Raw genomic sequence first — 23,874 nt, 5'->3', positions numbered from 1 at the left:
GAGTTGAGGCCCCCATCAATGGCAATGCTGCAAAACGAAACGGCAATAACACCGTAGGTTTCCTCCGCAGCTTTGGCCGCCGGCTCTTCGGAAAGATCAAAGGGCGATAGCTGTGCGGCTCAACGAGGAGCCGCACAGCCATGATGCGCGCAAGTTAATCGGGCCGGGTAGGGCTCAGCCGCACCGCCCGGAACCGCGCCAAGCTCGCAAGAGTTGCTGGAGCAAATAGCAAGTCCAATACCGAGCTATGTGGACGGGCTCCTAGCGCGGGTTGTCCCTCGGCATCTACCTTCACGGGTGATGAATGAGCCGAACGTCATTGGGGCCTCCAGGTCCCAATAGCGCGGTGTAACGCTCGCCGCGAATGTCGTACTCTTTTACCGGCTGCGCCTCGTTGGGCAAGAGGCCCCAGTGGCCGAGCTTCGAGCGCATCGTGTCCGGGGCGGGTTGGGTGCCGTGCGAAAAATTCTCTGGAACGGCGAATGATGCAGCATAAATCTCGCGGGGCGCGGGGGCCGTCCTTTCAGCGCTGGAGGACGCCGGAGCGGCTTGCTCCATCGACCGTCCAAGCAACGCTGGTGAGGCTCGATTCGCTAGCTGCGTGCTGGGTTGCGGCACGTTTTCCCGTCGAGATCCGAGAGGAATGGCAGCGCCTTGCGGATTGAGTTGGGTGCTTCGCCTGATCGCACCAGCGGGCACGAACAGCGCCGTGTAGCGGTCATTGTGAACGATAAAACTGTTGGGTCGGCTGTCCTGGCTCGGCGGGGGGGTGTTAAGGTCAAGCGCAGCGGACGCGTGCTGGTCGCCCTGCCGGAAATTGAAGGGACGAACGACGGGTTCTAAATCCGGCGCTTGGTGATGACCCTCGGTTGGCTCGAGAGACGACGATGGGCCGGCGTTTCCCATCATCGCCCACAGCAGATCCTGATCGAAGTCTTCCGCAGGAAGGACGGCCGGACCGCTGGCTTGAACCGGTGCGCCGACTTCTTCCATCAGCTCGCGAACGACTGAACTGCCGGGCTCGCTCACCTGGCCCCCGATGGCATCCCCTTCCGTATGGCTTAGTATTCTTTGCCTCTTCGCAGGCCTCAACTCCCCGGTGTAATCCTCACCCATCAGGACCTCCCGACTTGAAACGGGAGCGCTCCAGGTCAGCTCGTACGGAGCCGGCTGGTAGCCGCCGCTCCAGTTGAACTGACGAACGGCTTCTCCGGGGTGTCCGAGGTGATCGCGCACGCCTTGGTTGAGAGACGATGCTAGGATGGCTTCACCCATCAAGGGATCCTGATCATGACCTTCCGCAGGCAGCTCCTTCGGCCAAATCAAAGCTTCCCGCGGCGCGCTGTGCTGGGCAGCGGTGTCCCCGAAGTATCTGGTGACTGCGTCTTCGGAATGGGGACCGCGGGTGCTCTGGTGCCCAACTTCCAAAGCCTCGATGAGTCTACGATCTTCCTCAGACAGATGAGGATAGTAGCGATCTAACGAAGCAGGAATCTCTGGAACGGTCGGGCCATCAAGCTGCGGCACTTCATCCAAGTACGGCTCAAACTCCGCTTGCTGCTGTTGCGGTTGTGACACCGCGGCGTTGTCACGATCGAATGGGTTGATGCTGTTAAATGGGTCCATGTCCACCCCCGGGCTTGAGTCGGTCGCAATACCGAGCTGATAGTGTCGCTCTCTCTCGCTTTATTAGGACCAGCTGTCGATAAGCTGACGCGCTTAGAGAATTGCCGATTGCGATGTCAGATTAGTCATTTCATCGCTCTTAACCCTCGACCGGTGACGGAGCCGAGCAGGCGGCATGGCTTTGCGTGTTCGGGACGAGCTCAATGGCGTTGGCTCTGACGCCGCGACGATCTCAGCAACTGATTTGGGCCTCTTCAATCAACCCAACATCTTCGACGCCACCTGGATCAGCTTGCACCATCAATCTTAGGGTTTGTGGCGACAACAGTTCCCTGACTCGTGCGCTCGTGTGTCGCACCGCGGCGGAGGCCTCGATCGGATTGTAGTTCTCAACTGGCTCTGGTGCTTCGGCAGGAAAGTCATAGAAAGCCAATAGGTCCTAGATTGGCGATCCTTGTCCGGCGACCAAGGTCACGCGCATATTTGTGCCATGCTCGAAGATATCGAATGCATGCTCCGCGACCGCGCGGCTGGGCGCCATTGAGATCCTGCATGGCCTTCTTGCCGCTCCGAATCAGCTCGGGATCTCTTTGAGCACGCTGACGGTCTTGTGTGCCGCCGGCGCTCGTATTCGGCGTGATTGGTCGTTCAGGCCCGAAATCACCGAAGGCGAAAGGTTCGGCGCATCCTTTCCACCAGGGCCGGCAGCGCCTTCTGGGATCGCCTCTCGACATACTGCGCGGCGACGGGGCGGGCAGGAGGGGATCGAGGCTCCTGGTCCGCCGCGCTCGGACTGGCAAATCATTTAGGGGTGACGGGGATCCAACCGGCGAGCCGCTCGCACATCGGTCCTCGCCTTGGGCTGGCAGCCTTGATCGCGCCGACAGTGGCGATGTTGCGCGTCGGGCCATAGCCGTGCCGCACGGCCGGCGCGACCATCCGCGGCGGCTTCAGCTCGCCGGCGTCTGCCGAACGCGGCAGTTCCGTCTCGACAGTCCGGCGAACAGATCACGCACTCTGTTGCGGAGAATCTGTACCCTTGCATGATCAACCGCAGACGGTTGAGAAGGGCATAATGTTGATCCTCTCCTTCGGGCCGTATCGCCTCCTTGGAGAAGTTCTCGCAGGTTCGCCGTCCGCCTTGCCACGCTGCCTCTCTGAGCGCGTCATGACCGAGAGTGCTGCATAGCTCCCGCTTTCTTCGTATTCACCCGGTCCCCGTTCAAGCCCTCTATGTGCAGAGCCCGACAGCAAATTGCAATCGAGTCGATCTGAGATCGCAAAGAGGTGATGTCTGAACCAAGCTCGCGAGCCCTGGCATGTCGATTGCTACGAAGCGCCTGCTACATCACGCCAGTGGACCAGACGCGAAGGCCGAGCCAGATCTGCCGTCCAAACCAATTCGCTAGCTTAGAAGCGGCGCTGTTAACTGCCGCTCCGCCAACGGGGCCAAGTCATGCCGATCGACACATCCAAATTCTTCGCCTCCATTCGCATCAACAAGAAGGACGCGCAGGAGCGGCAGACCGCGGCGCTATGCGAATGGCCTGATTGCCAGAACAAGGCGACCCATCCCGCGCCAAAGGGTCGCGGCAATGCGCGCGAATATTGGCACTTCTGCATCGACCATGTGCGCAAATACAATCAGTCCTACAATTTCTTCTCGGGCATGGACGCGGAAGCGGTCGCGCGCTACCAGAAGGACGAGCTGATCGGCCATCGTCCAACCTGGAAGATGGGCGAGAGCATCAGCGCTCGCAAAATGACCGGCAGCGCGGCCGATTCCGAGGACGCCTGCGATGCTTTTTGCATGCTCGCCGAACTGAGCGGACGCGCCAGTCCCCGCCCTCGCGCGGAGGCCAAGCCTGAGGAGCGCAAGATTTTCAATACCAAGCGGAAAGCGTTGCAGGTGATGGGCCTGAATGTCGACGCGACGCTCGAAGATATCAAGGCAAAGTATAAGGCGATGGTCAAACAGCACCATCCCGATGCCAATGGCGGCGACCGCTCTAAGGAGGGCCGCCTGGTCGAGATCATCAAGGCCTACCATTACCTGAAGACCGTGGTGCGCGAGAGCTAGCCCGGACACGATTTGAGCGGCTTCACCCCACCCGCCGCTACGTAGGACCTTGATCGTGTGAAGCTGCATCCGAGCTGGCGCGTAATCCGCTTCAGACCCCGACCCCGACGCCCGCAGGCAACATCTCCGCCAAGTCACGTCTTTATCAACCGCCCTCCCGGATCAAACCACGACGAACCTTCCGTGATTCTTTCCTCTTTCGCTCTCTTCTCGGCTTTCCAAGGAGGCGGCGAGTCCTCATGACGCAAATGGGACATTCGCGATGGCGCGCCACAGCGAAACTCCGAAAGCGCCGGTCCTCTCAAAGACCCCGCTAGACTAAACTGCTGCTCCGCTGCTCGATTCAAGGATGGGAAGGCTCGTATTGGATTTGGCTCGCGCCTTAGGACCGCACTCACAAGCAGCGCCCATCCGCGTTTCGCGTCAATGCAGGTGAGGCATCCGGCCTTGCTGTTGATCCATATCAATTCGATGTCGTGCCTGAGACGTTGTCGCATGTTTGACGTATGCCACATCCGCTCAAACACCTCAGACGAGGCCGTTCTTCTCTGAGTGCCTCTCTTAGCGGGCCATTTTGTCGATCGGAAAGTGGTGCGAGAATTGCTGTGCCCATCCTGATGGTTCTTGGAAAGGCCTGAGGATCGCATACATGCTGTCGTCCTCATCAAGCAGCTATGTGTCAACGTCCGCAAGTGGCGGCCCGGCATGCGCAAGCGCTGCACCGGTCTCTGACCTGAGTTGTGCCGAGCTGCGCGAAGAGTTCTGTGCCGAGCTCACTTCCTTAGGTTGGCGCTCGGGATGCTGGTATGTTCTTGTGACAAGTGCTGACCTTGTCCGCCGCAAACGTTGCGTCATTTGCCAGCCATTCTTTCGAAAGTCTGGATGCGCTCGCGTCAATTTGGCACCTTGGATAGCAACCCGGCCGGTCAGTAACGAACAAATCAGCATCGCCTTGGCTCAACCTTCGGGCGCACGCCGGTTTGCTCCAGCTATCTTCTCTGTGCGAGCTGGGACCTGGTCAAACATTTCGGGCCCGGCGCTTTCCTTCGCGCGTGAGCGTTCAGCTGAAACAAGCGGACCCCAACATCTGTGTAAGCAAAATGGGAATAGAAATGGATGACCAAACGCACGGCAAAATGCCAATCTCTTCAAGGGGACGGGAAAGCCGCGGTCCCGACCTATTCAGCTTCGTCGAATGCGCCCTACAGACACAATCAATCAAAGCCCTGTTCGAGCTTCTAGTGAATTGCTCGAGCAATGAAGGCTTCGATAAAGTCGCGTACGGAGCACTCACCCGCTCGAATGAGCGTCGTCTGCCGGAGTATCTGCCGCCCCCGCCAACTATAAACTTCCCGTCAGATTGGTGCCAACGCTATGCTGAGCAAGAGTATCGAGCAATCGACCCCGTGGTCCGGCGGACAGCAATGCTACCGAGGCCCTTTCTCTGGGATGAGCTAACCAGTCTATATGAACTGCAGCCCCGTGAGCTGCGCGTCTTGCACGAGGCCAGAGAAGCAGGTCTTAAGCATGGCATAAGCGTGCCATTGTTTGGATCGCAAGGCCGATTGGCTTTCGTTTCGTTTGCATCTCCCTTTGATGATGCCGATCCACGGGCGCGCATCGATCATCTCACGACATTGGCGTCGGCGTTTCACAACGCTGTCGCGCAGATTACACCGCCGCTTGATGAAGGTTCCAAGACAGACATTCCGCTAACAGAGCGAGAAACAGAGTGCCTATACTGGGTCGCAGAGGGGAAGTCAGCCTGGGTAATCGGGAAAGTTGTTGAGGTCAGCCCGAATACCGTCAATTTTCACATGAAGAACGTCATCAGGAAGCTAGGGGCGGCGAACCGGACAAATGCTGTAGCTATAGCAACCCGACGCCGCCTCATTTAATTCAATGCGCGTTTAAGAAAAACGGTCAAGGGCCCCGTTCCCGGGCGGGCCCCATTCATCTGCCGCGGAGCGGGACATCCGATCTCAACTGGGTTCAACGATGCACCGTAACGGAAACGGCTCAAACCAGATAACTGGGCGGGCAAGCGCATCAGGCGCGCGTATGCGATGTCCCTCAGCAGTGCTTGGTGGGGACCTTGGGGCGTCGTCGTTGCATGCAAGTCTCGTCGCCAGAACCAGTCCGCCTCTCTGACGTTGGATTTCCTCGTACGGACGATGCACGCCTCCGGCGCCAAATCGCGTGCTTTGTCATATCAAGCACGCGATCTTGGCAAGATTGATGCGAAATTCCATGCTTTGAAGATCGAGGATCTTAGTTTGATGGATCGCGATGTAATAGGTTCTTGCGAGCAAGTGTTGCTAACAGGCTGCTCAACGCGATGGACGGGTTGAAGGAAGACGCTGAGATCACCTTCATTCTCCTCACCAATCGTCCCGAGGCTCTCGAGGCCGCGCTGGTCGGCCGTCCGGCCCTATCAAGCAGGATTGCGGTGCCGCTGTCCGATGCGACCGGCCGCGCCAAGCTGGTCCGCCCTATGGCAGGGGCTTTGCCGCTGGACGAAACCATGGCGGCTAAAGCCGTGACTTCACGCCGGGGGCAGCGTCGCCTTTATCGAGGAGTTGATGCTTCGCGTTGTGCAATCGAGGCTTGCCAGCTGCTGCAATTGTTGCGCGATTTCCCTTAACGTGGAACTACCTGCTCGTGCAGCGAGATCAATCGCCTAGCGATAGGCGTTGCGGTAAGAGTTCTCCAGCGATCGACCTTGTGCATGTTGAGCTGGCAGGAGGTGAGCAGGCTAGGACAAAATTGCAGCGGCGGTCGCTGATGGAAATGGTGTTGATCTTGATCCGGCGCTTGAACTGTTCGTGTGGCCTTTCAATGGTGTTGGTAATGCCCAGTGCCAAACTTCCGCTGCGGTGTTCTACAACGTGGTATATGGTCGTACATCGGCACAGAGGCAGCGGAAGCATTAATTGCGGGTCTGGCGATGCAGGCAATGAGCCGAGAGTTCGAGTCGGGAGCTGGCCGCCTCTGCGACTCGCTGCGTTGTACCAAGAGTGCGAACTCACGCTTGTCGTCTCGCCGCAGCTCAGATGGCAATGAGATGAGTGATTGGCATCGGCATACACACAAGCTTCGGGGAGGTATTGTTTTGAGGTGGCGGCAGGCTCCGCCGGCAGCACAGATATGACCGCGGAGTGCGCTAAACCACTGGCAAGCCCTTGCTTGCCAGCATGAGGTGGTGCTCGAGGTGACAGGTGACAGGTGACAGCATAGCGGTGTCGCGCGTGCGGACGTCTTTCGCGGTGCGTGTCATTGTCGGCAGTCCGCCGCAAGCGAAGCGGCTCGCGCAGGCTCTCGACAAAACTGACAAGATTGTCCGATCATGCCGCCATTTTGGGAAGAAAGTAACCTTCCCAGATTCGGATGCGTGAGAGGCCCAGAAGCGTCATCGCGAATACGTTGGAATCTCGGCAGGATGAGTCGAAGAGCAGGCACAATAGTGTCAGCTGTTCGACGTTGTGCCGATTTCCGTCAGAAACCCGGACAAGCAACATGGGCAGACGCTGGCGGCTAACAAGCGGATGGCTTTATGCAGCCGAAGGCGACGACAACCTCGCAATCTCTTTGGCGCAACGCCCATCCTGCGGCCGGATCAACCCGCTACTCAACCATTGTTTGACTGCCTACCTTAGTGCCAATTCATTTGGGCAACGTCCTTCCACAATCGGCTTCAAAGTTCGGGCCAGTTGCAAGCGCGCAGCAAAGCTCGACATTGATCGATTGTCTGAGCGGCGGGCGGGGCACTGACCCGTCCTGCGGAATGGTGTAGGATCGCGGCTACTCGCAGAAGTCACCGAAACTGCCGCGCACCGGCGAAATCCTTCATGGGATTCTCGCCACGGTGAAGCTGGCCTGTTGGCTCATGCCCTCGGGTCACAGTGCCACATCCTAATCTCTAGTTCTTAGTCTTGCGCACAATGGGACTTGACGAGGAATTCCGACAAGTTTGTCGCCGTCCAGTTGTCCGCTGCCTTCATCAGAATTCTCACCTTGGATCTGCTTTTTGCGCGACATCAAAGCGCGTGGATCAGCTTCCGACTAATGAGCAAAACGCGCACCAACTTCAGTAACGGTTCTTGCTTCATGGCGCTTACGCAGAGACTAGAGTTCCGGCAATCGCAGTCGTTGGTCATGTCGCCGCAGCTGATGCAGGCGATCAAGCTGCTGCAATTGTCCAATCTCGACCTTATGGCCTTCGTGGAGGAGGAGCTCGAGCGCAATCCGCTGCTCGAGCGAGCCAGTGACGCTGCAGCTGGCGACGAAGCACCGACTGAGGTCCATCAGGTCAGCGGCGAACAGCTGGCCGACGGCCAAGCGCGCAACGCCCAGGACGCGGCACCGACCACCTATACCGAATGGGGCGGCGGCGCCTCGGGTGACGAAGACTACAATCCCGAAGCTTTTGTCGCAGCCGAGACAACGCTGTCGGACCATCTCGCCGAGCAGCTCTCGGTTGCCTTCCCCGGACCCGCGCAGCGCATGATCGGCCAGTACCTGATCGACCTCGTCGACGAGGCCGGCTATCTGCCGCCCGATCTCGGCCAGGCCGCCGAACGTCTTGGCGCGTCGCAGCAGGAGGTCGAGGACGTCCTTGCCGTGCTGCAAAAATTCGACCCGCCCGGCGTCTGCGCGCGTAACTTGAGCGAATGCCTGGCGATCCAGCTCCGCGAACTCGACCGCTACGATCCGGCGATGCAGGCCCTGGTCGAGCATCTCGACCTTCTCGCAAAGCGCGACATCGCGAGCTTGCGCAAGCTCTGCGGCGTCGACGACGAGGACATCGCCGACATGATCGGCGAGATCCGGCGCCTCAATCCCAAGCCCGGCACGAAGTTCGGCTCGGCCCGGCTCCAGACCATGGTGCCCGACGTCTATGTCCGCCCGGGTCCGGATGGCGGCTGGCATGTCGAGCTCAACAGCGACACCTTGCCGCGCGTGCTGGTCAACCAGACCTATTATTCCGAGCTGTCGAAGAAGATCGGCAAGGACGGCGACAAGTCCTACTTCACCGATGCGCTGCAGAACGCCACCTGGCTCGTGCGCGCGCTCGACCAGCGCGCCCGCACCATCCTGAAAGTTGCAACCGAGATCGTGCGCCAGCAGGACGGCTTCTTCACCCACGGCGTCGCGCATTTGCGGCCGCTGAATCTGAAGGCCGTCGCCGACGCCATCCAGATGCATGAATCCACGGTGTCGCGCGTCACCGCCAACAAGTACATGGCGACAAATCGCGGCACATTCGAATTGAAATATTTCTTCACGGCCTCGATCGCCTCGGCCGACGGCGGCGAGGCGCATTCGGCCGAAGCCGTGCGCCACCACATCAAGCAGCTGATCGATGCGGAAGAACCCTCCGCGATCCTGTCGGATGATACCATCGTAGAACGCTTGCGCGCCTTAGGCATTGATATTGCCCGCCGCACGGTCGCGAAGTACCGCGAAGCCATGCGCATTCCCTCCTCGGTGCAACGCCGCCGGGACAACGAGTGGTCAACGATCAACAGTCGAGCATCGGGCGAAACTGGCCTCCGTGAAGAAACTCCCAGCCCTCAATTTGGAATCCTGCAACGCCTTGTATTTACCTGAAAGCGGTCCTTTGGAGCGAGATTTGGTGTGGTGATTGAACGAAGCCGCTGATGCGGCATTTGGTAGTAAAGACCGACGCAGTCTGAGAGGATCCAACGTTCTCAGAGCCGAGCCCTTCAGACAGGAGGTCTTCTGATGGCCCAGGTGAGGCCTCTCCGCCGCCGCATGATCGAGGACATGACGGTCGCAATTTTTCGCGGAGGACGCAACCTATGATACCTCAGCGCAGTATCGAAGTTTAGCCGATATTTTCGCCGATCGCCTCGCTTGGAGGATGTTCGTGCGTTCTAGGTTCACCTGGTGGTGAGGAGGATCTCTTGGCCGGCCCTCAACGAGATCGTCTGTGCGCTGCGCGTTTTCTACGGCATGACGATCGGCCACAGCGAGTCGATGCACAACTGTAAGCCGCCGCCAGCATCACCAGGCGGACGTCCGGCGGGATCGCCAGCTTTGCGCCAAGGGGGCTGCTCAGGACCGGCGAGCTCATGGTGGATTCAAGACAATCGACGAGGCCTCGGCAAGCGCGATACCATGACCCTCGGCTGAGCATGGACGAATCTGCCGAATGGCACGTCTTCTGGCGAGGTGCGTCCGAACTCGGCGGAAGGTCCAACGTAGCGACGCCGACACACACACACAGGTCGCGGCTAACGCTTCGGATAGCCGCCGACGACCTTAGTTGGGTAACGTGCAAGGAGTTCTCTTTGGGCAAGCGCGTTTCAGCTCACAACTGCATACGGGCGACTTGAAACAGATTGAATTCCGGTCACGCTCTTAGGTGGCGCGTTTAATATTGTGGACTTCCCTACAGGGGTGATCGAATCTTTGTACAGGAGTCTTGACCTCGCTGCCGAGAAGGATACAGCGGCGCTGTCGGATGTTGATCGGGTTTAGAACGTACCCGTTCGGCCGCTTGGCGTCGTGTAATGGCCGTAACCGGCCTGAGACGCGCTATAGGTGTTTCCTGCGGCGCCCAAGCCCGTAAAAACGGCCGCAGCGACTTGCCGGTTCTTTTCTTCTTGAACCAACATCTCGTCCATCACCACCTGCATGCCGTAGTCCGACCCGGCCACATGCTGGGTAGCTTCGACTTGAGCCACCCGGAAATCTACGGGGACTTTGCTCAGATTGTTAATCGCAACGAGGAAGACAGGCCGTCCATTTGCCCGCACTTGGCGCGATGCAGGGCGCACCACTACAAGGGAACTCTTCTGACGAGAGACAAGAGCGGCTTGCCCGTACCGCATTAGCGCTTGCTGCTGAGGGTTTGATGGTCGGTGTCAAGGGGACGCTTCCAGTACCGGAAGTGTCGAAAGAAGCAGTCCAATTCAAGCCGGTGAGCGGCTGGTCTTCTTGGAGATGGTTGCACTACCCGTCCGTATCCATTCGGAAATCGGTCGCGCTGGTGCCGATTTCTTTCGGACTTACCGGATCAAGACCCGCGGCAGCAGCCGGATCTGTGCTGGCCTCGGCGGTATTAAGGGAGTCGGCCACCGGCGCCATCATCATCTTCCAGGGCAACATTAGAACATCAAGCCAGAAAACCATGGCCTGCATTGGCCAAAAAGTGGGGTGCATGGCCTGAGCTCCATATTCTCATTGCAATGCACCAAAGTGTCCGGTGTTCCCTTCAGAGAACAGACCATTTTTCATATTTGTGAGCTGAAGGCGAGCCGATCTGCGATGATCGCAGCTCGCCCATTCTGCCCGGTTTCAGAGAGACGTTTTGCTCCGGCTCTTCGAGGGAGAAGTCCGGCTATCGTCGGACTTAGTTGCTTGGAGCCTACTTCGGATTGTGGTCGGCGTAGACGATCAGGCGCCAGCGGATCGATCCTTGCGCCGAAGTGTGCGCATGGTGACTTTGCGGCGGCAGAATGTGCCCCGACGCAATGCCGATCTCGCGGTGACAGCCCATGCAGCGGTAAATCCCTGCATACGGTGCCGCAGCACCGGGCGCATGGTCCTGATCGAAGGCTTCGTGATTATTCTGGATCAAGTAGCTCGCATTCTTGTAAGACGCCATCTGGCTTTCTTTCGACTGAGTAAAAAGCCGGACTTGACCTGTCGGGTGTGACCGAATGTAATGCTGTTGCTGTCAACATCAGCAATTGGCCCGCAGTCCGGCTGGATTGCGCGGGCAATTCGGGGCCGCCAGTCGCAAGCTGGCGGTCCTCCCCGAATCGTCGATTGTTAGTTGAACATACCTTGCTGCGAGCAACGGTTACTCACCGATCTTATCCCGGTAATTCACAGGCGCATCCTGTGGAGAACTGAAGAGTTCTAGACCGCCAAACAATCATCTGGGGCGAGTGCCGATAACGAGTGGAAGGCACTTGGGAATCTCGAGTCTCATCGGCCCTGGCTGCTTTGCCGCAATCTCGCCTTTTGCAGGCGGAGAGCAAGTTCGCCCGGTCCGACGCCTGGAGCGTGGCGCTGCGCCATAAATCGCTCCAGTATGGAAATCTCGGCATTCAGATCATCCAGCTTTCGATAGATGATTGCGGCCTGCTCGTAGTACCACGGCGCGACGCCCCAATTCTTTTCGAGGCTTACCCTTTCCTGCGAGTCGATTTCGGTTAGGAGCAAGCTCAAAGCCTCGGCGTACTCGCCAGTGCGCTTTAGCGCTTTGACGCGTTCCACCAAATCTTGAATTCGACTTGCCTCCGGGGTGAGCGTGACAACAAGTTCGCGAATACCAGTTGCCGCGACGGATGAAATGCGCTCCGGGCGTTCTGGCGTCGCGTCTTCCATCGCGGCTGAGCCAACCATCAGCTTGAAGTCGCTTTCACCGACGATCCGAAGCGGGAGGCCGGCAGCGACCATTTCCTCAGCTTTGCGGTGTTTTGAACTTTTCTCACTTCCCTTGGTACGACGCAGATCTTGATCTCCAACGACCAAAATAGTCGTGCGCTTATTCACGCCGTCGGCAACATTGCATCCCATCTTGCTAGCGGCTCTCGCGGCGATGGACCGCGGGATTTCCAGTGCTCCGGTAAACACGATGGTTTCTCCCGCAAGCGGACCGGATGGGTCTCCATCGCTCGCAAATTTACCAGGGACTTTGCCGGATATCGTCAGTTCTACGCGCGATAGCCAATCTTGCAGGCTATAACCGCTATCGGCGATGGCGCGCAGCATTATGAGGCCAGCCGCACGAGCATCTTCAGCCGCGTCGTGGTGGACAAAACTGATTTCGAACTCCGAGGCGAGGCGGGCGAGACCGTATCCGCCGCCATCGTTGAAATGTGGCCACGCGCGCCGCGCCACACGCACAGTATCCAACCAGGCGCACGGAAGCGGGCCGGTTCCGTACTTGTCAGCGGCGCGCGCTAATGCAGCTTTATCAAAGTGACTGTGGTGAACCACTACGACATCGGTAAGCGAGGCGCTGATAGCCGGGAAGACCTGTGCCATCGTCGGTTTACCCGCAACATCCTCCGGCCGGATGCCGTGAATTCCACTATTGAGATCATCAAATTCATCTTCGGGGTCGACAAGAATTGTCAGTGATTTGAATGCGGCACCATTGCGGAAATGGACCAGCCCGATAGAACAAATGCTTCCTAAGTCAGCGTTCGCCGTTTCCACATCCAGCGCAATAAAATCTGCAACCTCTGCCAAAGTAGCCCCCTTCAATATCGTGCGATCATTCTCAACCCCAGCGCGCCCGTAAACAGGCAGTTCAACTCGTCGAGTAGACCGAGCCGCAGCGTCTGATGTGTAAGGCGTCCGGTGACGGGACGTCCGTACCTTAGGAAATAACGAAGGTACTGCAGGGATGTTATTGCGAAGGTCAACCGTCTACCGAAGGCGGCTCAGAGAAGAAAGAGGCTTCAAAGGACAGCAACTACTTTGCGCCGCAAAACCAAGCAGGGTTGAATTTACGTATGCCCAGATTGCGAAAGTCCTCAATGTGAACGGGACTGTCGCGCCCGTCCTAGCATCTAACTGGGATGTGGCGTGCCCCGGCCTCGCCGCTTATCGCAGCTCAGCGCGGCAAGCATAGTCTCGATGCGAAACGCCGAAGAGTGGATGACACGATCGTAACCGCAGGGCCCTCAAACTATATCATCCCGTCATCCAAGGAATTTATTGAAGGCACACTAAGCCCAACCTTAGCGTCGAGCCGCCGCTATCGCTGCATGTATCGCATCTGAGCACGGCAATCTCCCCGCCCATCTGGTGGTCTAAGCTGAGGCATGGGCGGGGAGACGCGCGGCCCCGGCTAATGATAATGCTAAAACTGTGCCACGATTGCTGCCTCAGCCAATCCGCAAATGCTCGGCCGAGACCTTACCACTACGGCCCGTAACGAGCTCATAGCTGACCTTGGCTCCTTCAGCCAAGTTAGTATAGCCGGCCTCTTGAACCGCTGAGATGTGGACGAACACGTCAGGACCACCATCCTCCGGCTGAATAAATCCGTACCCTTTGGTCGCGTTGAACCACTTAACAGTACCCAAAGCCACGCCACGTCTCTCCAGTTTGAAAGCGGCCAAAACATAACTCTGGGCCAACTTGCGGACAACCCGCGCAGTGTTCGATCTAGGCCCATCTATCCTGAAATTGGGCCGGATAGTGTTTGAAGGCCAGCCTCCATGGCGGCGAGGTGGGGCTCTAGCCGTGCGACACCTCGTTGGCCACCGCATCATCCGCAAAGCGCAATGGCTGACGAGCTTCCGGCTCCGTCGTCTGCTGCTGTTCCAACTTCTCTACATACTGAAGGATCATTCGGCGGAGGCCCGAGTCTTTGATCTTCTGGAACGCCACAATTAGGCGAAACATCTCATGATGGTCGGATGCTAATGCCATTCCGAAACGAACCTTTCCTGACGAATCAAATACCAACGATGATTTATGCATGATCTTAAATGTTTATGAAGCCGGGGCTGTGCTGCCAACTCCGGCTTTTCGAGCCGAATCCTCTAATTTTGAGTGCGCTGGCTCAATGTTGTGCAACAGCTTCCTCTTTGGGCAGGCATAAAACGATTATTCCAATTATGCTACTCCGGTATACATTTTAAATTAGGGGATTTAATCAATGCGAATTGCTGCCGTCATATTCGCTTTGTTGAGCGCTTCCTATCTTCCTGCTGGTGCACAAGATCTACCGGAGCACACAGTCCTCGCGTTTAATCTGCCCAGCTGCCCGAAAGGCTGGCAGGAGTATGCTCCTGCTGCTGGCGCTCTTGTTGCAGGTGTGGGCAACACATTCCAGCTCGGCGCAAACGGAGTCAGTCCAAGCTTTACAGTTGCAGATGCCTCAGGCGGAGCATCAGCGCCAAAATCAAAAGTGGCAGGACTTTTATTCTGTGAGAGAAACAGAAATCGACGATAAATCCAGGCGGAGCGCCTCCCGAGGTTGGAGAAGCGCCGCTCGTGAACTGTTTCAAGCGAGCGGCGTACTTGGCTACGTAATGCTGGACTCTCGATGGCGCGCATGGCCTTAGTGTCCGATATGCGCGCCGCTGCATTTGTAACGAACCAAGTCCGCCGAACTGATCCCTCTCCCGCAGTTTAGCTGCGCCCACCGCGAGAAAGTCGTTCGCTCAACTGACAGCGCCAGCATCAGTTCGCCCTTTTCGGTGACGAACCGCGCAGGTTCTGCGAGCGCAAATCACGCGGGATCTGGCGTATGGGACGACACTCCAGACTGAAGGCCGGCTTTTGCGCCGTCTTCGGTCGTTCTGTCCAAGCTGTGTTGCTGGCCCTTTGTTCGACGCCCCGCAGGGAAGTCGAAGAAGCACCCGCTGCGCGTGTTTAACGACGCCCTTCGTCCGGACAGCATTATATGGGCCGCGGCCAGCGCGACGCTCACCCGCAGGACGGAGCAAAGCGGAGTACGTCGCTAAGCGACATTGACCGGCCAAGCGTTGGCTGCGGTCGCTAACTGGAAGTTTGCTTGGAGACGAGGACCTCCGTAGTGGTAGTCCTAACTGGGCTATGCTCGCTTTCTATGGCATCCAGAACCACAATGGCGCTGGAAATGTCTGACGCAACGCGGCATTGATGTGTAATGTACGAAGCTGCTGTTTAATGTGAGGTCGCTTGCGGAGCGCCAAGAAAAGCAGGTTAGCCCACTGTTTCCAGAGCTTCTGCCATTGGTCTGTCGTTTTGTCAGGTGGCGACTGGCCCGTCCGCTTTCGAAACAGGCCACCCGTTACATCCATTGCCATGTCGGCCCCGAGTTCGACGGAGCCGCGAAGCTCAGCTTCGTAGGCCTGAGCAAAGCTCTTAAGCTGATCTGCGTTTTGTATCACCCCATCGTTTAATCCTGAAACGTTGAAGTCCAAGCCATCTGGCGGCGTATGGCCTCGCAGCGTTTGCATAACGTCTTCGAGCGTCAGATCCCACATCTTGTCAAAGAATGCCTTCTGGATCGCTAGTTCGGTATCAGCGTCAAATCCCGTCTGACCTGGATGAACGAAGCCGAGAGCATACGCTACCTTAGTCCAGACAAGGTGATGAAGGGGATGAAGGTCGCCGTTTCCCTCGGTACTATGAACGAAGTGCGAAATCTCTGTGCCAAGCCGCATTTGGTGATCGAGCAGAGACACGCCAAGACTTAGTTCATCGACGACGCGTGCGATTTCAAGCCGAGACGTAAGATCGCGATTCTTGAGAAACTCGGAGAACGTACTCTCGCTAATGGGACAAAAGGCCTTGTTGGCCCGGACGAGCTCGCGAAGTCGTCGCAGCAGTTCTTTTGCCGCAGGATCAACGTTTCTACCGGTCGAACAGTCGCGCAGCACGATCCAAAACTTGGTATCAAGGAAGATTGCGGTTCGGCCTTCCAGCCGCTGGCCCAATTCCACAACTCGGTTCTTGGTGTGCCTGTCGAGAGATATCCCAGGATTTGCGCGATGCGCTGCGATGTCCATAAGTGCTGTTTCTGGTTGCAGTTGTTTTCGCCAGGCACGCAAGTGGCGCTTTCGAGCGGGCCTAGTATCCTTCGTTCGGCAGCGCCGGCATGCTCAGGATCGTCTTCTTGAGTTCGGCGATTTGAAATTGTGCGTCCATGATCTGCTGAAATTGTGCGTACAGCACCTCATTCCCAGCACTGAGGTGAGGAGCCCCTTGCGCTACTGGCGCAGTATGAGCCCACTCGTAGATGGCTGCCCACGGGATCTCCGTAAGAACATGGATGAGGTAGCCGATGCCGTACGTTGCTACAGCGATCGAGTTCAAGAGTTGAATGACCTGCTGAATAACTAGGGCCATGATAAATCCCCGTCAGTGATCAGGACGGGCATTAAGTTACCCTGATTCGCGATCCATAGTTTTGTGGATAACGGGGATTGTTGAATCGACGAAACAGATAGTTAGAGGTCTCTGACCGCAAAGAGTTCGGGGCTATGATCTCCGGTTTCCAATCGCCGCTGGTGCTCCGCTTGTCGCGCGAGTCCTGCATCAAGGACGTACAGCAGTTCAATAGCGCCATGTATACGTGCGCTATGTTTGAACGATGTTTCTGAATCTAGATACGGCCTGGCAATGCTGTTCAATATTTCGGTGAAGCACGCCAACGCCGCGTTCACATGCTTGACTTCGACGGCTGGCAGCGGCTTTGGCAGCGCGCCGAGAGCCAGTTTGAGATCGCGATGCGCGATACGGCGGTTGCGCCAGTCACGAGCGAATTTGGTCTTGTCTATCGCTTCCAAGCATAGGGCCTCGATCCGGCTCTTCAATGTTGCGTCGGGGATCAGGACTGGGAGATTGTGGAGCGTCAGGTTTGTACGCCCGAGGACTTCGGGGCGATCGGTCAACCGGGCGATGTGCAAAACCAAGCCTTCCCATAGCGAGTCTTGTACCATGCGGAAGAAATGTCCGGCAGATTGGTTCATCAGCTCAATGCGGCTCTTCTTCGTTCCGTAGAGCTCGATAAACTCCGACCACGTGATGTTCAGTTGGGCTAGCTCCTGCCAAAGCGCGGCATACTGTGTGCCGAGCTTTTCGCCCATGACCTTGATGTACTGCTGCTTGGCTTCCGTGGCGGATTGATTGGCCATGCTATGCCTTCTTGCGTGGCGCTGGGGGCGGAGAGATCAGCGCTTCCGTCGACAGGATGAGTTCACGGCCGTACTTCCGGGCGGCGGTTTTGACACTTTCTTTGGTGACGACGAAGGCGAAATAAGCTGCGTGTATTGCTGCGACGCCAAATACAAGCATCGTGCGGTTCGTGAGGTCGCCGCCGATGTCCAGTGGCACGCGATACCAAAGGAGTCCCGCGCAAGTCAGGACCACGATCAGGTTCAGTCCGAGCGCAATCCACTTCAACCCGAACTGGTTGCGGCGGAAGCCGTACCCTACGTTCTCGCCAAATGCCGCCGATCGCCGCGAAGGCGCCAACATGGGCGCTGATCCAGTCGGCGAGTCCCTGCGTCCATGTCGCCTGCGCGTAGGTGAAGCTCGAGGCACCGAGCACCGCGACGAAGATCTGCGCCATTCTGCGCTCACCGGTGAGGCGATCGACCACCACCGGCACGCCGTCGCCGGCATAGTCGACGAACAGCTTGTCGCCGGCTGCGTGCGCCTGGCGCATCGTCACCGACAGGCGACCCTCCCAGCCGCGGTAAAGCTCACAGAAGCGCGAGTACCGGTATCCGCCGGGCTCGGCCGCGATGTACTCCTCCCACAGGATCGACAGCGTCACGTGCTTGCGCTTGAGCTCGCGGTGCACGGACGCCCAGTCGGGCTCGGCGATGCGGCGGTGACCCTGTCGGTTGCCATTGCCGGTCTTGGCGAACAGGCGGAGTTCCAGGGCCGCGTCCGTGAGCTCGTCGGGCAACGGCCAGGTCAGACCCGCGGCCTCGAACCGCCGGATCGCCAGCCGCACCGTCGAGGGCGCCGCTCCTACCAGTCGCGCAATCTCGCGGCTCGGCAGCCCGGCCGCCTTCATCCTGATCACATCGCGCACACGGCGCATCGCAAGCCTCTCCGTCGGCATCCAGGGTCCCCCTTCGCAAAGATGAAAGGGTTAACCCTATGGGAGCCAGAAGAGGCCTCGTCACCCGGGCGACATCATCCCGGAATGGTGGGCGACATCATCTCGGAATGGGTGGGCGACTTCAAATCGGAATGGTGGGCGAGATCATCTCGGAATGGTGGGCGAGATCATCTCGGAATGCTGGGCGACATCGAGCGGAATCCGAAGAGGAAAACTACAAAGGCAAATCCGAGCGTACGAAGTCTGAGACGCTTCGTCTCCTTAACCGCTTGGATTTTCGATGCACGCTTGCTGACCTTGACGATGCGACGATTGAGCGTGAACTCGGAAAGCTCGCCGAGGTCCCGAGCGAACAGCTGCACGCGTTCCGCGCTCTGCGGACGATGCTCCGATGGTGCACGAAACCTCCCCACCGCTACATCAAGCGCAGTCCGCTTGAAGGTTATCCCGCTCCGGGTAAGGACAAAAAGCGCAGCCGTATCTTGAACGACGATGAACTTCGAGGGATCTGGCAGGCATGCGGCGGCTTCTTTGGCGATATGATCCGGCTCATCATCCTGTGGGGATGCCGGAATGGCGAAATAGGACGCCTGCAACGCGCCTGGCGAGAGGGGCGCGTGATCACGATTTCTGGAGAGTTCACAAAGAATGGGCGCGCTCACGCAATCCCCATCCTTCCGATGATGAGGCGGTCCATGTCTGCCTTTCCAGCAGGAACAATTTCACAGCCTGTTGCTTCAAGAAAGCGGTCCAAACGCTTCTGAGCGGCTTCTGAAGCAGCGGGCGTGTCCGCCTTGTTCAAGAGATCCCAATAGGGCTGCTCGAACAGCAGCTCGCTATCACCTACCTTCCGGGTGGCCGACACTATCCAGTGCAAACGTGAAAAGGAGATCGGTCCGAAGCGGCTTGCGAAAATGCTCGACGAGATAGATGAGAAAGATCCGCCCGACGGCTACATCCTGGCCGCAGCAGCGAATTTCTCCAAGCAGTCATACGACGCGTTTAGGGCGAAACTCCTCGAAAAGAGAGTGATGGAGTTCTACCTCTGGGGCAAAGCCGAGCTTGAGGACATGCTCCATCTCCCGAAGAATGATCGAATTCATGAACTCTAGCCAAAAATGGTCCAGTTTGCCGGCCGAAGATCAAGACCAAGCACCTGGCAGGAGGTGGTGTAGGGCCGGTTGCGTCGTACTAACGAATTGGCAAAGCACATCCATACGCGCGTGCCTGCCATGCTCAACGCGCCCGCAATAGACGCTGCGTCCCCCCGATTGAAATGCCTCGATACCCAATAAACTCGATACCAAGAAAGGACGAATGAATCAGACTGATCAAATGCTAGTTTTGTTTCGCAACTAGGAAGCGATGCACGTAGAAATAGCCCTAGCCGGCTGCGAAGGATGGAAGCGAGAAGCCATCAAAGGCCGCGGCGCGCCAGACGCGCCAGTGAACGTCGTTTCTTCGGCGCCAGGTAGAGGAGGATGTCGGAAACGCCGCGGAGCTCGACCTGATCGATTGTCGACGGTGAGTCATGAAAGGTTCTGGGCGAGTTTGCCACCAAAGAGAGATCGTCGCGCACGCACCGAGTGAGAAGTATTTTTGATCCGAACACCTGGGTAGTCAGCCCTTCTAAGCGCTTGCGCAGCAGACCAGCAGTCTCGACCGCTCGAGCCTGATTGTTGCTCGCCGCAACGGAGCTCAAATTTGAAGGAATGGCCCGCCCTCCCGCGTTCCGTACTTGCAAATACGAAAATTCCGAACTTTATCCGAGCCGTGCTAATTTTCGTTATACTCTGGCAGCTGGAAAGTTGTATTCTTCCATTTGATTCGCTGACCAATTTTTTACGGGAGCATGTTAATGCCCCAGCGAGCGGTATCGCGAGAGGATTTTCGAGGCTTATTCGCCTTCTATGTGTTTGTTGCCCGACATGACAACAAGCATGACGGCGCATCTCGCCTGCTGAAGTTATTCACGTCGAGCCAAAACATTTCCGATGAGCTTCTGGATCAGTGGTCAGAGCGCGCTGACGCGCTCGGTGCGGAGAGGGTTGGTAGCGTACTGGGCCCACGCACTCGCGCCGTAGCGAATGGCGATGCAAACTACGACCATGCCAGCGCGTTTCTCCACGCTTTGCTCACAGCGTTGGATCAAACCCAGCACTAAGCGTCGAGGTGATCACCGGACACCGCCCGGCGACGCGAGCGCGGTCCTGCTCGCGGCCGCGGCATCAGCCAGGCAAGTAGCGCTCGCATTCTGGCCGGCGGTTCATAGATGCCGGCCGTGTCGAAGAATACGGCACCGGACATTATTACCATCGTGGAAAGACAATTATGACCGGGCCTTCGTGACGGTGAGGTGAAGCCTCTGGCCGTTCTCCAGAAGAACAGATAGTAGCGGGCAGTCGCTGGTGGTCTTGCTGACGGAAACCGCGGCCTTGCGCTGCCCGATGGAGTAGTGCCTCAGGAGGGCTTCCTTAAAGTCCTCCGCAAGGATTTCCAGCGGGTCTGAAAGCATGGTGGTTGCCATGGCTTTGATTTCCCTGCGCTCGTTATCTTTATTCAGCATACTCTTGTCCTGAACCTATTTGCGGCGCACTTTCCTGCGGTTTGGACGATTTCCTGCATCGCATAGGAATTTCGGGGCGAAATTCAACGGCGGGAGCTGATCATGCGATACGATCGAGTAGTCGCCCACATCCTCGAGATTGTGCAAAAGAACAACCGCCTAACTTCCGAGGTGCTTGGTGAAATGGCCGGGCTTTCTGCTACCGCCCTGTCAACGACGACTGAAGAGGCTCCACTCACAGGGCATCATCGAAGCCGACGTCTCAATCGTCTTGCGCAAGGCGGTGGGAAGACCTATTCAAATGCTTGTGCCGGTCCCTCTGGAGCGGGAGCGCACCCCCCTCCCGAAATCGATCCTATGTGCCATTGCTACACGATGCGTTAGGGCGGCGGCAGTCCTAGACACGAGATCTTGCCGGATCGGCTCGCATGACCAAGGGCTCACCCACAAGGATTTCGTGTCCAACTTCTGACACGGGACAAAGTCCGTCAGGTTCAAAACACCGGCTGCGTTTGGGGCGCCTTGGAGTTTTCAAAGCGTAATCAAGCGCTTGATGCGTGCTGACCGAGGTGGCACGCCTGTTGCTAGGGATGCAGGAAAACGGAGTGAGGGCTGAGCGCACACCAGATGCACAAAACGAGTGATGCTCTCCTTCTCTTGAACCCGTGTGCTCCGTTTCTGAGAGAGACAGGCTAGCGCACAAAGTCGCGCAACGAGTGGCAATAGTTTTGGAGAGCAACATGGTGCTGCGCATGGAGTCCCCAGCTCCTCCGATCAAGGTGGAGAACTGGCTGCGCGGCGAGCCCCTCACGAGCTTCCAGCCCGGGAAGGTGTACATCGTTGAATTTTGGGCAACTTGGTGCGGACCATGCACGGCAGTGATGCCTCATCTAGTAGAGCTGCAAGAGAAATACAAAGACAGCGGACTTGAGGTGCTCGGCGTCGCAGCTTACGAACAAGCTCCAACGGCGAACGAGGCCCGAACAACGTTGGACGCGTGGTTGACCGACAAGTTCTCGAACCTGAACTATCGGATCGGTTTCGACTCCACAGGCGAGATGAGCAAGCTTTGGATGGACTCCAGCTTTTCTGTTGGGATTCCCACCTCGTTCGTCGTTGACCGTGACGGCCACATCGCCTTTATCGGTCCTCCGACGCAGCTCGACGACGTCTTGCCGAAAGTTCTTAACGGCAGTTGGCGGACCAGCGATGAAGCTAAAGCCGCCGATACAGAGCGGATCGACAGCGGACGACGCGAAATGCGCGAAATGGAGCGCAAGCGGGCGTTGACTGAGCCGATTCTCGCCAAGCTTTGGCCGGCGATGAAGGCGGAGGATTGGGCAAAGGCGGTTTCGGCGGTCGAAGAGGCCGTCGCGGTGATGCCGGACGACCTCAACTTCCGCGTGCTCCATGCGAAACTGTTGCTTCACAGACTGCGCAGCTTGCAGACCGGCTTGCCGGTTTTGAAGCGATTCGCTCGCGATGCGATCGACAAAAACGATGAGCACTGGATGGAAGGCGCGCTGAGCCAGCTCTTTGATCCGGCGAATGACAACTCCCACTTCCCGTCTGCCGAGCGCCTCGCGATGGGCAAAGAGTTGTCCGAACACATTCTTGCGCTGAATCCTCCGCAAGGGGACGGTGGCTTCAAGTACCTGTCCTATGGGGCGGTCGCTCAGTATTATTATGAGAGCGGCAACAAGGATCGCGCAATCGAATTGGTCGAGGTGGCGTTGAACTCGCTAGACGGTCCTGAGCCTATCCCCGACGAACTGAAACAGCACGTCATGTCGACGTTGGTCGAAGCGCTGGCCAACTACAAGGGTGAAAAGGCTTGCTATGGGACTGTTTGTGCAACTCCGCAAGACGGGTTTCCGAGAGCGTCAAATCGCAGGCAACGGAGCAAACAACAAAAAGAAGGGTGATCCGGAATTGCTCGCTTGGCATCATCCATTTCTCCGCGGCCAGTGGCAACTAAATCTGACGGGCTGACGGTTTACACGAAAAAATGCTAAACGACTCCTCCGGCATCAAAATGCACCTGGGCACAGCCATCGGGGCGGCCGGACCTAGGCGGGCATCGCCACGTTTCTGCAGACGGGTGAAGATTGAATGTTGTCAATCCGCATGCACGGCTCGCACAAACTCTCGAAAGGATCGCGCAGGCGGGCGACCCTAAGATCGATGCTCTCATGCTGTAGAACCCCGCAACGCTTGAGCCGCTTCAGCTAAATCGCTGCCGCAAAGAGGGGTGGATGGGTGGAAGGTTCTCGATCGCAGCTCTTGGACCATCACGTCGCCTCGTACGGCAGCGCCAAGCATTGGGGACATCGCGCCGGAAAGGATCTTACGCCGCGTGCAGCACAATCGCGAACGCCATCATTGTTCAAGATGACGAACGCCCGCCGCGATCAGCGGGGTGCTCCCGTTTGTGTTGGAGCACTGCTGGCTGAAGGGGCGTTAGCGCCATCAGCCGCGGCCAAGAGATCGTTATCTGATCGTCGCTCGGCAAGGCGCCCGCCTGAGTGTGGGTGCCAGAGCGTGTCGGTGGCTGCCCTCGCACCGCTAGTCAACCTGGCTACGGGATGAATCGGCGAGTATAGCTCCACGCTTCTGCGTGGGTAGTCACCACGCTTGGACTCACTGCCTTCAGCCGGGCAGAGTTGCCGGCCTATGCGGCGAGACTTTTTCGCCCATGTTTACGAGTTTCAAAAATTTACGACCCTCACAATAGGGATATCTTCTCGGAGCTCAGCAAGTCGAGCGGGTCTCACTGTCGCCGATCAGTATCTGCACCAGCTTGTGGAGCCGGTTAGTCGAGATTAGAAGAGTCACCTCCCGGGCGCTGCGAGGAAAAAAAGTAGCGAATTGAGCGAGCGAAGCAATTTACGATCTTCGGTTACCGGCACAGCCGGTATCGCGCACTCTATCAGATATAGTGTGGCCGCGGTTCTAGCATTACAGTTGCATCTTCCTGAAGGTTCTGAATCCATGGGCGACCATGATTCGGGATCTGATGATTGGTGGCGCGTCAGTTGAAGATAC

The 23,874-nt window shown here is 57.6% G+C and carries 19 protein-coding genes and 4 pseudogenes; 8 read left to right on the top strand and 15 right to left on the bottom strand.

Annotated features, from left to right (window positions below; translation table 11 throughout):
- Positions 1–291: 291 nt before the first annotated feature.
- Both XH88_RS36485 and XH88_RS39355 read right to left on the bottom strand, forming a co-directional pair.
- Complete coding sequence (locus tag XH88_RS36485; protein ID WP_271673005.1) at positions 292–1,626, bottom strand: hypothetical protein; 1,335 nt, start codon at positions 1,624–1,626, stop codon at positions 292–294.
- Positions 1,627–2,275: 649 nt separating this feature from the next.
- Positions 2,276–2,426, bottom strand: a pseudogene (locus tag XH88_RS39355) (IS256 family transposase); the annotation flags it as partial.
- A gap of 656 nt (positions 2,427–3,082) precedes the next feature.
- On the opposite strand from XH88_RS39355, the gene XH88_RS36480 reads away from it, so the two are divergent.
- The 5 genes and pseudogenes from XH88_RS36480 to XH88_RS36460 all read left to right on the top strand — a co-directional run.
- Entirely contained in the window at positions 3,083–3,706 is a 624-nt protein-coding gene (locus tag XH88_RS36480) for a J domain-containing protein (RefSeq protein WP_271673004.1), read from the top strand.
- A 1,112-nt stretch (positions 3,707–4,818) separates the two neighbouring features.
- A complete protein-coding gene (locus tag XH88_RS36475) occupies positions 4,819–5,604 on the top strand; it encodes a LuxR family transcriptional regulator (RefSeq protein ID WP_271673003.1) in 786 nt (261 codons plus the stop codon).
- Positions 5,605–6,008: 404 nt separating this feature from the next.
- Complete coding sequence (locus XH88_RS36470) at positions 6,009–6,350, top strand: AAA family ATPase (protein ID WP_271673002.1); 342 nt, start codon at positions 6,009–6,011, stop codon at positions 6,348–6,350.
- A 1,463-nt stretch (positions 6,351–7,813) separates the two neighbouring features.
- Complete coding sequence (gene rpoN, locus XH88_RS36465) at positions 7,814–9,316, top strand: RNA polymerase factor sigma-54 (protein WP_271673001.1); 1,503 nt, start codon at positions 7,814–7,816, stop codon at positions 9,314–9,316.
- A gap of 135 nt (positions 9,317–9,451) precedes the next feature.
- A pseudogene (locus tag XH88_RS36460) lies at positions 9,452–9,703 on the top strand (phage integrase N-terminal SAM-like domain-containing protein); the annotation flags it as partial.
- Between the two features lie 503 nt (positions 9,704–10,206).
- Here the strand turns inward: XH88_RS36460 and XH88_RS36455 are convergent.
- From XH88_RS36455 to XH88_RS36400, 12 genes and pseudogenes are all read right to left on the bottom strand, one after another.
- Positions 10,207–10,416 (bottom strand): hypothetical protein, encoded by a 210-nt coding sequence (locus XH88_RS36455; protein ID WP_271673000.1) that lies wholly within the window; start codon positions 10,414–10,416, stop codon positions 10,207–10,209.
- Positions 10,417–10,684: 268 nt separating this feature from the next.
- Positions 10,685–10,894, bottom strand: a complete 210-nt coding sequence (locus XH88_RS36450) for a hypothetical protein (RefSeq protein ID WP_271672999.1) — start codon at positions 10,892–10,894, stop codon at positions 10,685–10,687.
- Between the two features lie 205 nt (positions 10,895–11,099).
- Entirely contained in the window at positions 11,100–11,339 is a 240-nt protein-coding gene (locus XH88_RS36445) for a hypothetical protein (RefSeq protein ID WP_271672998.1), read from the bottom strand.
- A gap of 326 nt (positions 11,340–11,665) precedes the next feature.
- Positions 11,666–12,937 carry an exonuclease domain-containing protein gene (locus XH88_RS36440; protein ID WP_271672997.1) on the bottom strand — a complete coding sequence of 424 codons (1,272 nt, stop codon included), beginning with the start codon at positions 12,935–12,937 and terminating at the stop codon, positions 11,666–11,668.
- Between the two features lie 641 nt (positions 12,938–13,578).
- Positions 13,579–13,785: a cold-shock protein gene (locus tag XH88_RS36435; protein WP_271673166.1), complete on the bottom strand. Its 207-nt coding sequence runs from the start codon at positions 13,783–13,785 to the stop codon at positions 13,579–13,581.
- A gap of 148 nt (positions 13,786–13,933) precedes the next feature.
- Positions 13,934–14,128 (bottom strand): hypothetical protein, encoded by a 195-nt coding sequence (locus tag XH88_RS36430; protein WP_271672996.1) that lies wholly within the window; start codon positions 14,126–14,128, stop codon positions 13,934–13,936.
- Positions 14,129–15,270: 1,142 nt separating this feature from the next.
- Entirely contained in the window at positions 15,271–16,197 is a 927-nt protein-coding gene (locus tag XH88_RS36425; protein ID WP_271672995.1) for a hypothetical protein, read from the bottom strand.
- A gap of 61 nt (positions 16,198–16,258) precedes the next feature.
- Positions 16,259–16,537, bottom strand: a complete 279-nt coding sequence (locus XH88_RS36420; protein WP_271672994.1) for a hypothetical protein — start codon at positions 16,535–16,537, stop codon at positions 16,259–16,261.
- A 101-nt stretch (positions 16,538–16,638) separates the two neighbouring features.
- Positions 16,639–17,325 carry an AbiU2 domain-containing protein gene (locus XH88_RS36415; protein WP_271672993.1) on the bottom strand — a complete coding sequence of 229 codons (687 nt, stop codon included), beginning with the start codon at positions 17,323–17,325 and terminating at the stop codon, positions 16,639–16,641.
- A gap of 314 nt (positions 17,326–17,639) precedes the next feature.
- Positions 17,640–18,242: pseudogene (locus XH88_RS36410) on the bottom strand (helix-turn-helix domain-containing protein); the annotation flags it as partial.
- A gap of 188 nt (positions 18,243–18,430) precedes the next feature.
- Positions 18,431–18,925 (bottom strand): hypothetical protein, encoded by a 495-nt coding sequence (locus tag XH88_RS36405; protein WP_271672992.1) that lies wholly within the window; start codon positions 18,923–18,925, stop codon positions 18,431–18,433.
- Positions 18,922–19,128, bottom strand: a complete 207-nt coding sequence (locus XH88_RS36400) for a hypothetical protein (RefSeq protein WP_271672991.1) — start codon at positions 19,126–19,128, stop codon at positions 18,922–18,924. Before XH88_RS36400 ends, XH88_RS36405 begins: the two co-directional genes overlap by 4 nt.
- Before the next feature lie 49 nt (positions 19,129–19,177).
- Here XH88_RS36400 and XH88_RS36395 point away from each other — a divergent pair, with 49 nt between their 5' ends.
- Entirely contained in the window at positions 19,178–19,375 is a 198-nt protein-coding gene (locus XH88_RS36395; RefSeq protein ID WP_271672990.1) for a hypothetical protein, read from the top strand.
- 1,217 nt (positions 19,376–20,592) lie between these two features.
- On the opposite strand, the gene XH88_RS36390 is transcribed toward XH88_RS36395, so the two are convergent.
- Positions 20,593–20,829 carry a hypothetical protein gene (locus tag XH88_RS36390; RefSeq protein ID WP_271672989.1) on the bottom strand — a complete coding sequence of 79 codons (237 nt, stop codon included), beginning with the start codon at positions 20,827–20,829 and terminating at the stop codon, positions 20,593–20,595.
- Between the two features lie 102 nt (positions 20,830–20,931).
- Between XH88_RS36390 and XH88_RS36385 the strand changes: the two are divergent.
- A pseudogene (locus XH88_RS36385) lies at positions 20,932–21,172 on the top strand (winged helix-turn-helix transcriptional regulator); the annotation flags it as partial.
- A gap of 397 nt (positions 21,173–21,569) precedes the next feature.
- On the top strand, positions 21,570–22,754 hold the full coding sequence (locus XH88_RS36380; RefSeq protein WP_271672988.1) for a TlpA disulfide reductase family protein: 1,185 nt from the start codon (positions 21,570–21,572) through the stop codon (positions 22,752–22,754).
- Positions 22,755–23,874 lie beyond the last annotated feature (1,120 nt).

The organism is Bradyrhizobium sp. CCBAU 51627 (genome assembly GCF_028128765.1).
GTDB lineage: Bacteria > Pseudomonadota > Alphaproteobacteria > Rhizobiales > Xanthobacteraceae > Bradyrhizobium.
The sequence above is the reverse complement of the archived record's forward strand: the minus strand, read 5'-3'. Positions and strand labels throughout refer to the sequence as shown.

What these genes read in the sequence shown, in the direction of transcription:
- XH88_RS36445 (WP_271672998.1), bottom strand. Translation starts at nt 11,339, where the DNA reads ATGGCGTCTTACAAGAATGCGAGCTACTTGATCCAGAATAATCACGAA.
- XH88_RS36425 (WP_271672995.1), bottom strand. Translation starts at nt 16,197, where the DNA reads ATGGACATCGCAGCGCATCGCGCAAATCCTGGGATATCTCTCGACAGG.
- XH88_RS36415 (WP_271672993.1), bottom strand. Translation starts at nt 17,325, where the DNA reads ATGGCCAATCAATCCGCCACGGAAGCCAAGCAGCAGTACATCAAGGTC.
- XH88_RS36420 (WP_271672994.1), bottom strand. Translation starts at nt 16,537, where the DNA reads ATGGCCCTAGTTATTCAGCAGGTCATTCAACTCTTGAACTCGATCGCT.
- XH88_RS36485 (WP_271673005.1), bottom strand. Translation starts at nt 1,626, where the DNA reads ATGGACCCATTTAACAGCATCAACCCATTCGATCGTGACAACGCCGCG.
- XH88_RS36480 (WP_271673004.1), top strand. Translation starts at nt 3,083, where the DNA reads ATGCCGATCGACACATCCAAATTCTTCGCCTCCATTCGCATCAACAAG.
- XH88_RS36380 (WP_271672988.1), top strand. Translation starts at nt 21,570, where the DNA reads ATGGTGCTGCGCATGGAGTCCCCAGCTCCTCCGATCAAGGTGGAGAAC.
- rpoN (WP_271673001.1), top strand. Translation starts at nt 7,814, where the DNA reads ATGGCGCTTACGCAGAGACTAGAGTTCCGGCAATCGCAGTCGTTGGTC.
- XH88_RS36475 (WP_271673003.1), top strand. Translation starts at nt 4,819, where the DNA reads ATGGATGACCAAACGCACGGCAAAATGCCAATCTCTTCAAGGGGACGG.
- XH88_RS36450 (WP_271672999.1), bottom strand. Translation starts at nt 10,894, where the DNA reads ATGCACCCCACTTTTTGGCCAATGCAGGCCATGGTTTTCTGGCTTGAT.
- XH88_RS36430 (WP_271672996.1), bottom strand. Translation starts at nt 14,128, where the DNA reads ATGGCATTAGCATCCGACCATCATGAGATGTTTCGCCTAATTGTGGCG.
- XH88_RS36390 (WP_271672989.1), bottom strand. Translation starts at nt 20,829, where the DNA reads ATGCTGAATAAAGATAACGAGCGCAGGGAAATCAAAGCCATGGCAACC.
- XH88_RS36395 (WP_271672990.1), top strand. Translation starts at nt 19,178, where the DNA reads ATGCTCGACGAGATAGATGAGAAAGATCCGCCCGACGGCTACATCCTG.